Origin of the sequence: Streptomyces sp. NPDC020192 (assembly GCF_044388685.1) — a bacterium.
Lineage (GTDB): Bacteria > Actinomycetota > Actinomycetes > Streptomycetales > Streptomycetaceae > Streptomyces.
The window spans coordinates 1-13,694 of record NZ_JBIRXG010000058.1 but is presented as its reverse complement, the minus strand read 5'-3'; the positions used below and the strand labels follow the sequence as shown (position 1 = coordinate 13,694).

Here is a 13,694-nt window from a genome sequence, read left to right as displayed (position 1 = left end):
TACGGCCCTAGTGGGCCACGGCACGTGCCATGGACCCGTGGCGCGGCTGCATCGGAACCCCGCGTGCGGGTTCCGCCGTGGCCCTGGCACCGACCGCGCCCTGCCGTGCGGTGGCGGCAGGCCGACGCGGCTGTGCGGCCGCACCGTTCTGCACGTCCATCACGGCGTGCGCGACGAGCCCGCCCATCGGATCGTGCCGGATCAAGTCCCGCAGCCGGGAACGGGACGAGCGTCCCTCGTTGCCCGGATACAGGTGCTTGCCGAGTCCGACGGCGTGCGCCAGGGCGGCGAGCGCCGCGGTCCGCGGGTCCGGCGGTACGCCGGTGCGGATCGCGGAATCCAGCCGGGCCTTGATCTCCCGGCTGATGGCGGTGTCCGTCGCCTGGTAGCGCGTCGTCGGCAACACCCCGCACATCTGCCCCGGTACGGCGGCGACCATGCCGCACCGCTCCAGATGCGAGAGGTAGACCTGACGAAGCCCCAGTCGGGGCCCGCCGATCCAGTGAACAGCCCGCACGGGAGCGCCACGCCTTCGCAGCAACTCCAACGCGCAGTCCAAAGTCGGATCTCCAGTCGGCCGTGGCACGACCACGGCGATACGATCCCCGTCTGGGGCTATCCGTCCGGCCAGCGCCAGCTCCACTAGCTGTGCACCGGCCAGACCGAGGTCGAGCGACTGCGGCTGCGCAGTGGTACCCGTGGCCGGGTCCAATGCCAGCAGCAGAAGCTCCTCCGGAATAGTTCTGCGGCTCCTGCCCATCCATGCCTCCCCGCGTGGATGAATGACAGGGTGACCCCTCTCACATTGGTCTGTCGAGAGTGCGTGACCGGTTCGTGAGGGAACCGGTAGGTATGTCGTTCTCGTCTACCACAGGGGCCAAGCCCTCACACAGGACACTGGTACATGGTTCGGACAGGGGCGCGCGGATGAGCGTGCGGCGCATGGAGGAGGCATCGGTGGCGGGCGAGTCCCCCGACAGGTCGAAGCAGGGCGAGTCGTCGGCGGAACCGACGTCGGGGAGCGGGGGTTCGGTTCCCGAGGCCCGCGATCCGCGCCTCGCGGTCTCCCGGGAAAAGGATTCCTCGGACACCGCGGGTTCGCCGGGCGGCGGCGTGGACACCGCGACGAAGGTCCTGACGGTACGGGACCTCGCCAAGTCCGCGAAGACCGAACCGACCGACACCGAGGACGCCGCTCTGCGGGATGCGGTGTCGGCTTGGGTGCGGGGCGCCGACGCGGGGGCCGGGGACGAGGTCGACGGTACCGCCGAGGCGGACGCCGAGGCGGTTGCGGATGCGAACACCGAGGCGGAGGCCGGTTCCGACGGTACCGCCGAGGCGGACACCGACGCGGAGGCTACGGCGGACGCAGCGGAGGATGCCGAGGCGGCTGACGGCACAGAGGAGAAGGCCGACGCGGACGCGAAGGACGAGGCTGAGCTGGACGCTGAGCCTGCAGCGGAGGCGGAGACCAAGGCCGAGCGGGCTGAGGCGAAGGCTGACGCCGAGGACGGGCAGGCTGAGGCGAAGGGCGACGCCAAGGCCGAGCAGGCTGAGGCTGGTGAGGCGAAGGCCGGGCGGGCCGAGGACGACGAAGGCACAGCCGAGGCGGCTGAGGACGGCGACAAGCCGGACGGTGACAACCCGACAGCCGCCGATGGCGAGGACGCCCCACAGGGGCCACCCGCGGGCGACGACGAAAGCCGCACGGGTGGTGCGGGTGGGAACGGGAAGGCCGAAGGCGGAGCCGAGGCGAAGGCCACCCCCGCCGATGCGCCGCAGGCAAACCGCGGAGCCGAGGCGGAGGCCACCCCCGCCGACGCGCCGCAGGCAAACCGCGCAGCCGAGGCCGTCGATCAGCCGACCGCCGTCTTCAAGGCCGTACGGCAGGCGCCGCAGGTCGACCAGCCGACGACCACGCTCAAGCTCGGCGCAGCCGAGCGCGCCAGCAAGTTCGTCCCGCTCAAGAACCCCGACGTCACCACCCCCGTCCCCCACGTCGGCCCCGAGCGCACCACCCAGCAGCCGCTCCCCCCGAAGCCCCCGCTGGACCTGCTGGCGGAGCTGACGAACACGCCGCCACCCCCGGAGACCCCGGTCCGTACGATCGTGCGCCGGGTCAAGATCTGGACCCCCCTGGTCGTACTCCTGGCGATCGTCTTCGTGGTCGTACAGGCGCTGCGCCCCCTGCCGTCCCCCGCCCTCGCGCTGACCGCCAAGGACAGCTACACCTTCGACGGCGGCCAGGTGAACCTGCCCTGGCCGAGCGAGGGCCAGGGCTGGATGGACGGCGACGGCATCGGCACGATGGGGCACTTCGGCACGCAGACCCCCGTTGCCATCGGCTCGGTCGCCAAGACCATGACCTCGTACATCATCCTGCGCGACCACCCGCTGAAGCCGGGTCAGGAAGGTCCGAGGATCAAGGTCGACGCGACGGCGGCGAAGGAGGGCGGGTACGACAGGACCGGTGACGAGTCCACGCTCAACACGGTCAAGGCCGGCGACTACCTCACCGAGAAGCAGGCCCTGTCGGCCGTCATGATCCCCTCCGCCAACAACATCGCCCGGCTGCTCGCACGCTGGGACGCGGGCTCGGAGGCGGCGTTCGTGAAGAAGATGAACGCCACCGCCAAGGAGCTGGGGATGACGAACACGACGTACACCGACCCCTCGGGGCTGACGGCGTCCACCGTCTCCACGGCCGAGGACCAGGTGAAGCTCGGCCGCGCGGTCGTCAAGAACCCCGCCCTGGTCGCCATCACCAGCGCGGCCAGTTGGACGGACCCCTCCGGCCACAACTGGTCCAACGTGAACGAGCTCCCGTACCGCATCGGCGCGATCGGCATCAAGACCGGCAGCACCACCGCGGCCGGCGGCAATCTGCTCTTCGCCTCCCGCAAGACGGTCGGCGGGCAGACGGTGACGATCGTCGGCGCGATCCTCGGCCAGCACAAGCCGTCGATCATCGAAACGGTCAACGCGGTCAGCAAGACGGCGCTGCTCGCCGCCCAGGACGCGCTGACCTCGGCGAAGATCCTGAAGAAGGGTGACGTCGTCGGCTATGTGGACGACCAGCTCGGCGGTCAGACCCCGGTCGTGGTCACCCAGGACGTCACCGCGGTCGGCTGGTCCGGGCTGAAGGTGAAGCTGTCCTTCGCCTCCGACTCCGTCCCGCACACCGCGAAGGCCGGCACCCGGGTCGGCACGCTCACCGTGGGTGACGGTTCGGCCGGAGCGGTGAAGGTTCCGGTGGCCCTGAAGGACGACCTGGCCGAGCCCGGTTTCGGCGCGAAGCTCGCCCGCCTGGGCTGACCTCGCCCCCTCGCCCGATCCCGCGCACCCCGCCGACGGAGCCCCACCCGGGAGCCCCGTGGCGGGGTGCGTGCTAGCGTCACGAATCGGGGCAGGTCGCCGGTCACGGGACAGGGTGGCGAACTGGACGGAAAGCGGCCGGGAACACCGGGGGACCCTCGGGGAACACGGCCGAGAACAGAAGACGGGACACGGGGAGTGCCTTCAGGTGGCCACAGCGGAGCCGACACGCGCCGACGACGCCGATCCGGGCCCGGGAACCACCCCGGGAGCCGGTCCGGGGTCCGGCCCGCGAATACGCGTGTCCGCGACTGACACGGCCGACGCGACCGCGACAGACACGGACCCGACCGGCGCGAACGGCCGTCCTGGCAGACTCGCGCGTCTCCTCACCGCCCTCGAACCCCTGCGGCAGCGGATGCTCCGGCACCCGGTGCTGTCGGTCACGGCCCTCGCGGGTGTCCTGCACATCGTCTGGTTCTTCACGTTCGCGAACAGCGGTGGCGATCTCGCGGCGCAGGACGCGTGGGCGGAGTTCGTCGGCCGGCACCCGGACTCGGCGTACAACCTCGCCTGGTACGGCGGCATGCACCCGGTGTCGTACAGCGTCGTCTCGCCGTATCTGATGGCCGTGTTCGGCGTCCGTACGACGATGATGATCGCCGGGACGGTCTCGGCGGGCCTGCTCACCCTGATCCTCATCCGCAGCCGGGCGGTGAAGAACCCGCTGTGGGCCTCGCTCGCCGGGGTCCTGGCGTTCCTGTGCAACGCGATCTCGGGCCGGGTGACGTTCGGGCTCGGCACGATGTTCGCGCTCGGCGCGGTCGCGGCCGTGTTCCGCTGGCCGCACAAGTGGCGGCACAAACGCTGGGCGAAGGCCGCGGTGGCCGCCCCGCTGGCCGGGCTGTCGACCATGGCCTCGCCGGTCTCGGGGCTGTTCGTGGGCCTGGTCGCGGTCGCGCTGTTCCTGCAGAAGCGGCGGCCGGGGGCCTGGGCGCTGGGGATCGCCCCGACGGTGGTGGTCGCGGCGTCGTACTTCCTCTTCCCGTTCTCGGGCACGCAGCCGATGACGATCGGCTCGGTGATCATGCCGCTGCTGTACGGCCTGCTGTGCCTGTTCCTGGTGCCGAAGCAGTGGGTGACCGTACGGCTGACGGCGGGCGTGTACAGCCTCTCCGTGGTGCTGGTGTGGCTGATCAGCTCGCAGATCGGGTCGAACATCTCGCGGCTGCCGATGCTGTTCGCGGGTGCGACGCTGATCGCGGCGCTGCCGTTCACGGTGCCGAAGTCCCGCAAGTGGTATCTGACCGTGCTGGGGTTCCTGGGCGTCGTCGGCTGGATCGGCTTCAAGTCGGTCGACGACATCATGCACACCACGCCGGCCGCTTCCTGGGCGCGGGAGCTGGCCCCGCTCGTCAACCAGCTCCAGAACGTCGGCGCCGAGAAGGGCCGGGTGGAGGTCGTACCGGCGCGCTCGCACCGCGAGGCCTCCGCGCTCGCGCCGTACGTCAACCTGGCGCGCGGCTGGAACCGGCAGGCCGACATGGAGCGCAACCCGCTCTTCTACGACGACACGCTCAACTCGGCGAACTACCACGAGTGGCTCCAGCGGTGGGCCGTGCACTTCGTGGTGCTGCCGAAGGACAACCCGGACGGCGACGGCGGTGAGCGGGAGCGGGCGCTGCTGCAGCGCGGGATGCCGTATCTGCGGCAGATCTGGGGCGACGCCAACTGGCAGCTGTTCAAGGTGACCGATCCGGCGCCGCTCGCCGAGCCGAACGCGGTGGTGGACCGGGCCGAGCAGGGCGAGATGACGCTGGAGGTGCGCAGGGCCGGGCGGATCCTGATCAAGATCCCGTACTCGCCGTGGCTGAGCATCGTCGACGCGCACGGCAAGAGCGTGAAGCCGCCGCAGGAGACGACGGCGTCCAAGCACCGGGCCGAGGGCACGCCGAAGTCGTACGACAACGTCAACGGCTGTCTGATGGAGACGCCGGAGGACGCGAAGGGCGACAAGTGGACGATGCTGCTGGCGCCGAAGGCGGGGACCTACCGGCTGGCGGCGCCCTACCAGCTGCCCCGGGGCACCCCGTGTCCGGACGAGCTCAAGAAGCCCTGAGCGTGACTCCGTGAGGTTCAGCGGAGCCGGTCGACGTACCGGTCCGTCCCTGGCACCGTCGGGATGAACGGGGCCAGCAGCTCGAGCCGGCCCAGGCCCGAGTCGGCCACCTGGTCGTCCAGGTCCCTGAAGTGGTCCTCCCAGCAGTCCCTCGGGTCGGCCTCCAGGAACCACAGCAGGGTCAGGCGGGTGTCGACTCCCTCGACCTGCTTGACGTAGGTCATGCGGTCGCCGGGGAGCGGGGTCGGGCGGAAGATCGTCACCAGGGCGGCCGGGGAGCCGGTGAGGCGGCGCGGGAGATGGCGGGTGCTCAGCCACTCCAGGAGCTGCGGGCGTTGCCCGGGCTCGTGCGCGTCGATCACCTCCAGGACCAGACCGGCGTACGGATGGTCGAGGGCGTGGAAGTCCCGTGGTCCGGCGGCGCCGTCGCGGTAGACCGTCGTCTCGTGGTCCTGGAAGGCCGTGAAGACGTGGGTGCGGTCGTGGTAGACGCGGGCGTCGCGGTTGAGGCGCTTGTTGACGGCGACGGTCCACTTCATGTGGTCGTCGTAGCGGCCGGCGGTGATCCAGTACGTGGAGAGGTAGCAGCCGGCGGTGACGGGCTGGGCGATCGCCGACTTCTCGGGGCGGCGGAGCAGTTGCAGGTCCCGGGTCGCGACCCAGCGGCGGCCCGCGTACATCCAGGGCATGGCCATCGCGCCGGCGTAGTAGTGGTCGTCCTCGTACCAGCGGTTGTAGGCGTACTCGTGCCCCGGGTGCGGTTCGACCATGGTGATCAGGGCGTGGCCGGGGCGGACGCCGTACGGGCCCACGGAGGCCAGTTCGGCGTACACCTCGCTGCGGGTCTCGTCGCTCATACGGTTCCCCTTTCCTGCCGTGGCCCATACTCTGACGCTCCGTCAGATAAAGCGCCAGACCGCGGGAGGCATCCATGTCGCTGCTCGCAGGCAAGACCGTCGTCGTCTCGGGTGTCGGCGCCGGGCTCGGCCACCAGGTCGCCGCGGCCGTCGTACGGGACGGGGGGAACGCCGTCCTGGGCGCCCGCACCGAGGCGAACCTCGCCAAGAGCGCGGCGGAGATCGATCCGGCCGGCGCGCACACGGCGTACCGGGCGACGGACATCACCGACGAGGGGCAGTGCGAGGCGCTGGCCGCGCTGGCGCGGGAGCGGTTCGGGGGGATCGACGCGGTGGTGCACGTCGCCGCGTGGGACTCGTACTTCGGCGGGGTCGAGGACGCGGACTTCGCGACCTGGCAGTCGGTCATCGACGTGAACCTGCTCGGAACGCTGCGGATGACGCGCGCGTGCCTGCCGGCGCTGAAGGCGGGCCGGGGCGGGTCCGTCGTCTTCATCGGGACGCAGTCGGCGGTGGCCGCGCCCTCGCAGGTGCGGCAGGCGGCGTACGCCGCGTCGAAGGGGGCGCTGACGAGTGCGATGTACTCGCTGGCGCGGGAGCTGGGGGCGTACCGGATCCGGGTCAACACCGTGCTGCCGGGCTGGATGTGGGGGCCGCCGGTGCAGGCGTACGTCGGCTTCACGGCGCAGACGGAGGGGGTGCCGGAGGCGGAGGTGCTGGGGCGGCTGGCCGAGCGGATGGCGTTGCCGGAGCTGGCGACGGACGGGGATGTGGCGGACGCGGCGGTGTTCCTCGCCTCGGACCGGGCGCGGGCGATCACGGGGCAGTCGTTGCTGGTCAACGCGGGCGAGTTGATGCGGTGAGCCAACTGACCGCCATTTCGGACGAGTTCATATGAGTGAACATGGGTCACCAAGTCGAACAATTTTACCGTGACTTGACCTTACGCTTGCTTGTCGTGTTCATGTGGCCACACCCACGATCGAGCCCATGAACAGTCTCGACTGGGCCGTGCTCATCGGCTACTTCGGTGTGATGGTCGCGATCGGCGTCTGGTCGCACAAGCGCGTGGACAACGTCTCCGACTTCTTCACGGCCGGCGGCAGGATGCCCTGGTGGCTGTCCGGCATCTCGCACCACATGTCGGGCTACAGCGCGGTCCTGTTCACCGGGTACGCGGGGATCGCCTACACCTACGGCGTCACCTCCTTCGTCACCTGGTCCTTCCCCATCGCGCTGGGCATCGCGATCGGGTCGAGGCTGTTCGCGCCCCGCATCAACCGGCTGCGCTCCCGCCTCCATGTGGCCTCCCCGCTGGAGTACCTGAAGAACCGCTACAACCTCCCCACCCAGCAGGCGCTCGCCTGGTCGGGCATGCTGCTGAAGATCGTGGACGTGGGCGCCAAGTGGGCGGCGATCGCGACCCTGTTGTCGGTGTTCACGGGGGTGTCGCTGAACCAGGGCATCCTCATCACCGGCGCGATCACGGCCGTGTACTGCACGATCGGCGGTCTGTGGGCGGACGCGCTGACCGAACTCGGCCAGTTCGTCATCCAGTTGCTGGCCGGGGTCTCGATGTTCATCGCCGTCGTCCTGAAGCTGAACGACAGGCACATCGGCTTCTTCGACGCCTGGAACCAGCCGGCCCTGCACGGCCACGGCAAGCCGCTGGTCGGCCCGTACGGCACGGTGTTCCTGCTGGCGTTCCTGTTCATCAAGCTGTTCGAGTACAACGGCGGCATGCTCAACCAGGCCCAGCGCTACATGGCGACGGGCAGCGCGTACGCGGCCGAGCGCGGGGCCCGGCTGTCGGCGGCGCTGTGGCTGGTCTGGCCGGTGGTCCTCTTCTTCCCGATGTGGATGTCCCCGCTCCTGGTCCACGCGCGGAAGCCGGACGGCTCCGACTCCTACGGCCTGATGACGGAACAGCTCCTTCCGCACGGTCTGTTGGGCCTGGTGATCGTCGGTTTCTTCTCCCACACGATGGCGATGTGCTCCTCCGACGCCAACGCCATCGCGGCCGTCTTCACCCGTGACGTGGCGCCCGTACTGTCGTCGAGGGCGCGGGCGTGGTCCGGGCGTTCGGGCCTGATCGCGGCCCGGGTGACGACGGTCGTCTTCCTGGGCCTGTCGATGGCGGTGGCGACCCAGGTCAACTCCCCCGCGTTCAAGGACATCATCACGGTGGTGATCAAGTGGGTGGCCGGCCTGATGGGCCCGATCGCGATCCCGATGATGCTGGGCCTCCTCCGCCCCTTCCGCCGCTCCGGCCCCACGGCGGCCCTCACCAGCTGGGCAGCCGGCCTGCTCGCCTTCTGGCTGGTCAACTACCCCGTCAACTGGAACGTCTCCGGCGGAGTCCCCCTCCAGTACCAGGTCTCGATCCCCCTGGCGGTCTCCCTCGTCCTCTACATCGCGATCGGCTACCTGAAGCCCGAGGACACCCCGGAGCGCCTCGCGGTCATCGAGAAGGTCAACACGGACGGGGACGCGGTGGCGGCGGTGCCGGTGCCTGCCGGCGACGACGTGGTGGGAGCGCCGTAGGGGATCGAGGGCCGGTACGAGCCGGCCACCGAGGCGCTCACGATCCCCGAGGGGCCCGCGTACCGCCGGCACCGGCAAGATCCTGAACACCCTGCGCCGGACGTAACGACCGTGCGCGGCCCTACCGCGGATACCGCGCCAGCCACCCCGGCGAAGACCCCGCCGGGCCGTGCAGGGCCGGGCCCTGGGTCATCTCCATCGCGAAGTCGTCGGCCAGTTCCAGGATCGTGGGGCGGCCCTCCAGCTCGGTCAGCCAGGCCGGGGGGAGGGCCGTTTCGCCGTGGAGGGCGCCCAGGAGGCCGCCGGTCAGAGTGCCCGCCGCCGCTGACGGGCCGCCCTGGTTCACCGCCAGGCACAGGCCGTGGCGGACGTCCTCGCCGACCAACGCGCAGTACACGGAAGCGGCGAGCAGGCCGTCCGCCGTACCGTCGCCCGCCAGTTCCTCCACGCGCGTCGGGCTCGGGATGCCCTGGCGTACCGCGCCGAGGGCGTGCTGGAGGGCGTCCGCGACGGGCTGGTGGCCGGGGCGGGCGGAGAGGAGGGCGAGGGCGCGCTGGACGGCACCGTCGAGGCTCTCGCCGCGGGCCAGCGCGTGCACGATCACGGCGTACGCGCCCGCCGACAGGTAGGCGATCGGATGGCCGTGGCTCTGTGCCGCGCACTCCACCGCCAACTGCGCGACCAGCTGCGGCTCCCAGCCGACCAGCAGCCCGAACGGCGCCGAGCGGGCGACCGCCTCCGGCCCCAGCTCGCCGGGGTTCTTGGGCGACTCCAGCGTGCCCATCGTCTCGTCGCCGAAGGCGATGAGCAGCGCCCGGCTCGGCTCCCGGCGGGCGTACAGCCACTCCTCCCGCGCCAGCCAGCCGTCGTCCTTGCGCCGCTCGTCCGGCCCCCAGTCCCGCTGGGTCGCCGCCCAGCGCAGATACGCCCTGTGCAGATCGGTCGGCGGATGCCAGGCGCCGGTGTCCCGGCGTACCTGGGCGCGTATCAACCCGTCCACCGAGAAGAGGGTGAGCTGGGTGTGGTGCGTGACCGTGCCACGCCGCCCGTGCCCGAAGGCCAGGTCCAGCAGCCCCTCGGGGCCGTAGGCGGCCCGGATCTCCTCCAGGGACAGCGGATCCGCGGGCCCGCCCAGCGCGTCACCCACGGCCGCCCCCAGCAGAGTGCCGCGCACCCTGCTGCGGAAGTCCTGCTGCTCGGCTCGTCCCCAGACGGCGCCGGATGTCGTACCCACCGAGACCTCCTCACGGCACCGTCCGCCCGTACGACGCTAGGCACTGTAATCGACGGGGAACGTTCCGTTCACGGGGGCAAACCGGCCCCCTTGGGTCATTCCCGCCCAGCCACGAGCGCTTCGACCCCGTCGAGAATCCGGTCCAGGCCGAAGTCGAGCGGATCGATGCCGGCCGGGTCGAAAACACCCTCCGCGATCGCCTTGGTGAGCGCAGGGAAGCGGTCGGCGTGGCGGGCGAGCAGGTCGCCGGTGAGCCGGTTCCACTCCGCGTCCTGCGCCGCGTCGTAGTCGCCGCGCTGCTGGGCGAGGTTGCGGACGAGCCCGATCAGGAGGAGGAAGACCTGGTGACGCTGGGCCGGGCCGAGGCCCGTGGGCTCCAGGGCGGCGAGCGCCGTGTCCAGCCAGCGCAGCTCACAGGGGCCCATGAGGCGGCGGCGCATCGCGGTGGCGCCGAGCAGCCAGGGGTGGGCGTCGTAGACACGCGCGCACTGCCGGGTCCACTCCCGTACGGCGGCCCGCCAGCCCCCGTCCGGGATCCCCGACAGGTCGGGCCCTTCATCCAGCACGGACTCCACCATCAGCGCGACGAGTTCGGTCTTGCCGGGGACGTACCGGTACAGGGCCATCGCGGAGACCCCGAAGCCGGCCGCCACCTTGTTCATGGAGACCGCGTCCAGGCCCTCCGCGTCGGCGAGTTCGGCGGCGGCCGCGGCGATGCGCCCCGGCGACAGTTTCGGCTTGGGCCCGCGGGTGGGCTGCCCCTGCTCGCCCCACAGCAGCGCGAGGGTCGCTCGCGGGTCGCGGGGCCCGTCCTGCTGCTCCTTGTTCCGTCCGGCCACGAGGTCCCTCCCGCTTGTCCCACTCGGCTTCGGCGAAGCCCGTTGACTCCGCCAGACAACTGTATATACCGTAAACGCACAGAACAGCTGATGCCATAAACAGTTTAGGGGGAACACCATGCTGCTGACCTACCGCGCCCTCAAGCGCCGGGCCAACGCGAAGAAGCTGGAGATCCGGACACCGAACGGCATCGACGAGGCGTCGTACGTCCGCATCGGCGGCATCGACCAGTGGATCTCGATCCGCGGCGAGGACCTGGCGAACCCCGTGATCCTGGAGATCCACGGCGGCCCCGGTGCCTCCAACCTGATCTTCATCCCGCGCACCCGCGCCTGGGAGCGGCACTTCACGATCGTCCGCTGGGACATGCGCGGCGCGGGCCGGACCTTCGCGGCGACCGGCCCGGACGGGCAGGGCGAGATGACCCTGGACCGCCTCTACGCCGACGCCCTGGAGGTCACGGCCCACATCCGCGCCCGCCTCGGCGTCGACAAGGTGCTGCTGGTCGCCAACAGCTTCGGCTCGGTCACCGGCCTGCGGCTGGCCCGCAACCACCCCGAGCTGTACTCGGCGTACGTGGGCACCGACCAGAACATCATCGGCGGCGGCCGGGACTCCTCCGCCTACGAGGCACTGCTGGCCCGGCTGGAGAAGGCGGGGAAGAAGAAGGAACGGGCGAAGGTGGCGGCGATGGGCCCGGACCGGTCGGCCTGGAGCGCCGAGCAGTGGTCGGAGTACGCCAAGACGGTCGTCACGACGGACCCGCTGACCTACGACACGATGAAGACGGTCGTGATCCGCTCCCTCTGGTTCTCCCCGCTCCACACGCTCCGCGACCTGCGCGCGTACCTGAAGGGGATGACCTTCTCCGAACAGCTCGGCCCACAGGCCATGACGATCGACGAGTACGCCGAGGGCACGGCCTTCCAGCTCCCCTTCTTCCTCTTCCAGGGCGACAGCGACGTCCTCACCCCACCGGAACCGGCCCGCCGCTTCTACGAGACGGTCACGGCCCCCGTGAAGGACTTCGCCCTCATCCGGAACGCCAGCCACTTCGCTTCGTTCCGCCACCCGGACCAGTTCCTGGAGTTGCTGCTGACGAGGGTGCGGCCGGTGGTGACGGGGGAGGCGGCGGGGCGTTGAGGGCAGGGCGTCACGTTGGCTGAATGCGGACGAACAGAGGGCGGCGCGCCTGGGAAGATACCCGCCATGACCACCACCCCCACAGGTAACTCCCGTCATTCCAGCCTCAGTCTGGCCGCCGGTGTGCTCACCGGGATACTCGCCCTCTACATCGCCCTCGTCGCTCTCGGGAACATCACCGACTTCGGGACCAACCAGCAGTTCGTCCGGCATGTGCTGGCGATGGACACCACCTTCAAGGACGACAACCTGATGTGGCGGGCCATCACCAGCAAGGGTCTGCAGGACACCGCGTACGTCGCCATCATCGTGTGGGAGACGGTGGCGGCCGTCGTGCTGATCTGGGGCACGTATCTCTGGGCGCGGCGCCACACCGACCTCGCCCGGCGCATCTCCACCTACGGGCTGCTGATGCTGCTGCTTCTCTTCGGCGCCGGGTTCATCGCGATCGGCGGTGAGTGGTTCTCGATGTGGCAGTCGAAGACCTGGAACGGGCTGGAGGCGGCGACCCGGATCATCGTGCTCACCGGGGTCGCCCTCGTCGTCAACCTGCTGCCCGCCCGCCCTCAGCAGGAAGCCGCTAGCTGACGACCGCCACCGTCGTCCCCTGGTCGCCGAAGGACCACAGGGCGGCGCCGTCCGCCTTCTGCATGCGGATGCCGCCCAGCTTCTTGCCGGCCGCCGGCGGCGGTGAGGAGCCGTCCAGGGCGTTGGAGAAGGCGACGTTCACGCCGGACGCCTTGGTGAAGTACATGACGTGCTCGATCTCCACGCCGTCCGAGCCCCTGAGGGACTGGATGCGCAGGGTGACCGAGTAGCGGCCGGGCTGCGGGCTCACCGTGCCCGGCCACACCGTGAAGGTGCGGGTCGCCTTGCCGGTCGCGTCGACCAGCCACACCCGCTGCTCGCCGAGCGAGTACACGATCCGGCGGCCCTGGCCCGACGCGTCCGGCAACGCGGGCGGGGCCGAGGAGTGGGGCGTGGCGGACGCGTGGGCGCTCGCCGAGGCCGACGGTTTCCGATCGGCTACGGCGGCCGTGGGATGCGGGCCGTGGTTCGCCTGTACGGCGAGGGCGACGACGGCCACGGTCGCCCCAGCCGTCAGACCGGTGACCCAGGCCCAGGAGGGCAGTCGGGCAGCCACGGGTACGCATCTCCTCCGGGTATGGGTCCCCGTCTATATGGTTCGGGGTCGGATCATCGTACTCAGTCTCTTCTCGGTCTCTTACCGGGACTCTTGCAGAAGGCCCGCGGCGTTCACACCGGGGATGAATGCATCTCAGGCCTGCTCTGGCCTGCACTCTAGAGCGGGCGTTTTTGCTGTTCGATGTACTGACGGACGATCGCCAACGGCGCTCCACCGCAGGACGCCGAGAAGTACGAGGGCGACCACAGATGCCCGTGCATGATGGCGAGGTTGATGCGGCCGGTGAACTCCTGGCGTATCCGGCGGGCGGAGACGCCCTTGAGGCTATTGACCAGTCCTGCCGCGTGCGCTTCCTTGCGGTCGCGCAGGCAGTCGTTCCACACCACGCGGGCGCACCCGACGGCTTCGCATCACCCAGGCCAAGCGCACCGAGGAACGCGCCTGGCTCGCCGACGTGTCGGCGGTCGTCCTGCAACAGTCCCTGCGGGACCTGGA

At 70.5% G+C, this 13,694-nt stretch carries 11 protein-coding genes and 1 pseudogene; 6 read left to right on the top strand and 6 right to left on the bottom strand.

From position 1 onward, the window contains the following. Positions 1–7: 7 nt before the first annotated feature. Positions 8–760: a GPP34 family phosphoprotein gene (locus tag ACH47Z_RS44700; RefSeq protein WP_399085596.1), complete on the bottom strand. Its 753-nt coding sequence runs from the start codon at positions 758–760 to the stop codon at positions 8–10. Between the two features lie 182 nt (positions 761–942). Here ACH47Z_RS44700 and ACH47Z_RS44695 point away from each other — a divergent pair, with 182 nt between their 5' ends. Then, a complete protein-coding gene (locus ACH47Z_RS44695; RefSeq protein WP_399085593.1) occupies positions 943–3,315 on the top strand; it encodes a D-alanyl-D-alanine carboxypeptidase in 2,373 nt (790 codons plus the stop codon). 208 nt (positions 3,316–3,523) lie between these two features. Continuing rightward, positions 3,524–5,434 (top strand): MFS transporter, encoded by a 1,911-nt coding sequence (locus ACH47Z_RS44690; protein WP_399085590.1) that lies wholly within the window; start codon positions 3,524–3,526, stop codon positions 5,432–5,434. A gap of 17 nt (positions 5,435–5,451) precedes the next feature. Here ACH47Z_RS44690 and ACH47Z_RS44685 read toward each other — a convergent pair whose 3' ends face one another. After that, on the bottom strand, positions 5,452–6,291 hold the full coding sequence (locus ACH47Z_RS44685; RefSeq protein ID WP_399085587.1) for a hypothetical protein: 840 nt from the start codon (positions 6,289–6,291) through the stop codon (positions 5,452–5,454). Positions 6,292–6,365: 74 nt separating this feature from the next. Between ACH47Z_RS44685 and ACH47Z_RS44680 the strand changes: the two genes are divergently transcribed. Continuing rightward, positions 6,366–7,154, top strand: coding sequence for an SDR family oxidoreductase (locus tag ACH47Z_RS44680; protein ID WP_399085584.1), 789 nt, complete (start codon positions 6,366–6,368; stop codon positions 7,152–7,154). Positions 7,155–7,281: 127 nt separating this feature from the next. Continuing rightward, complete coding sequence (locus ACH47Z_RS44675) at positions 7,282–8,835, top strand: sodium:solute symporter family protein (protein WP_399085581.1); 1,554 nt, start codon at positions 7,282–7,284, stop codon at positions 8,833–8,835. Between the two features lie 121 nt (positions 8,836–8,956). On the opposite strand, the gene ACH47Z_RS44670 is transcribed toward ACH47Z_RS44675, so the two are convergent. Together ACH47Z_RS44670 and ACH47Z_RS44665 are read right to left on the bottom strand one after the other, a co-directional pair. Further along, on the bottom strand, positions 8,957–10,069 hold the full coding sequence (locus ACH47Z_RS44670) for an ADP-ribosylglycohydrolase family protein (protein ID WP_399085578.1): 1,113 nt from the start codon (positions 10,067–10,069) through the stop codon (positions 8,957–8,959). Positions 10,070–10,164: 95 nt separating this feature from the next. Next, positions 10,165–10,908 (bottom strand): TetR/AcrR family transcriptional regulator C-terminal domain-containing protein, encoded by a 744-nt coding sequence (locus ACH47Z_RS44665; protein ID WP_399085575.1) that lies wholly within the window; start codon positions 10,906–10,908, stop codon positions 10,165–10,167. A gap of 118 nt (positions 10,909–11,026) precedes the next feature. Between ACH47Z_RS44665 and ACH47Z_RS44660 the strand changes: the two genes are divergently transcribed. After that, positions 11,027–12,052: an alpha/beta fold hydrolase gene (locus tag ACH47Z_RS44660; RefSeq protein ID WP_399085573.1), complete on the top strand. Its 1,026-nt coding sequence runs from the start codon at positions 11,027–11,029 to the stop codon at positions 12,050–12,052. A 66-nt stretch (positions 12,053–12,118) separates the two neighbouring features. Further along, on the top strand, positions 12,119–12,640 hold the full coding sequence (locus ACH47Z_RS44655; RefSeq protein ID WP_399085570.1) for a DUF2165 domain-containing protein: 522 nt from the start codon (positions 12,119–12,121) through the stop codon (positions 12,638–12,640). Here ACH47Z_RS44655 and ACH47Z_RS44650 read toward each other — a convergent pair. Both ACH47Z_RS44650 and ACH47Z_RS44645 read right to left on the bottom strand, forming a co-directional pair. Beyond that, entirely contained in the window at positions 12,633–13,196 is a 564-nt protein-coding gene (locus ACH47Z_RS44650; protein WP_399085567.1) for a hypothetical protein, read from the bottom strand. The genes ACH47Z_RS44655 and ACH47Z_RS44650 overlap by 8 nt on opposite strands. A gap of 158 nt (positions 13,197–13,354) precedes the next feature. Beyond that, a pseudogene (locus tag ACH47Z_RS44645) lies at positions 13,355–13,540 on the bottom strand (transposase); the annotation flags it as partial. Positions 13,541–13,694: the final 154 nt, after the last annotated feature.

Bases quoted from the DNA above. Each gene is read 5' to 3' on its own strand.
- ACH47Z_RS44700 (WP_399085596.1), bottom strand. From the start codon at position 760: ATGGGCAGGAGCCGCAGAACTATTCCGGAGGAGCTTCTGCTGCTGGCA.
- ACH47Z_RS44695 (WP_399085593.1), top strand. From the start codon at position 943: ATGGAGGAGGCATCGGTGGCGGGCGAGTCCCCCGACAGGTCGAAGCAG.
- ACH47Z_RS44685 (WP_399085587.1), bottom strand. From the start codon at position 6,291: ATGAGCGACGAGACCCGCAGCGAGGTGTACGCCGAACTGGCCTCCGTG.
- ACH47Z_RS44680 (WP_399085584.1), top strand. From the start codon at position 6,366: ATGTCGCTGCTCGCAGGCAAGACCGTCGTCGTCTCGGGTGTCGGCGCC.
- ACH47Z_RS44675 (WP_399085581.1), top strand. From the start codon at position 7,282: ATGAACAGTCTCGACTGGGCCGTGCTCATCGGCTACTTCGGTGTGATG.
- ACH47Z_RS44660 (WP_399085573.1), top strand. From the start codon at position 11,027: ATGCTGCTGACCTACCGCGCCCTCAAGCGCCGGGCCAACGCGAAGAAG.
- ACH47Z_RS44655 (WP_399085570.1), top strand. From the start codon at position 12,119: ATGACCACCACCCCCACAGGTAACTCCCGTCATTCCAGCCTCAGTCTG.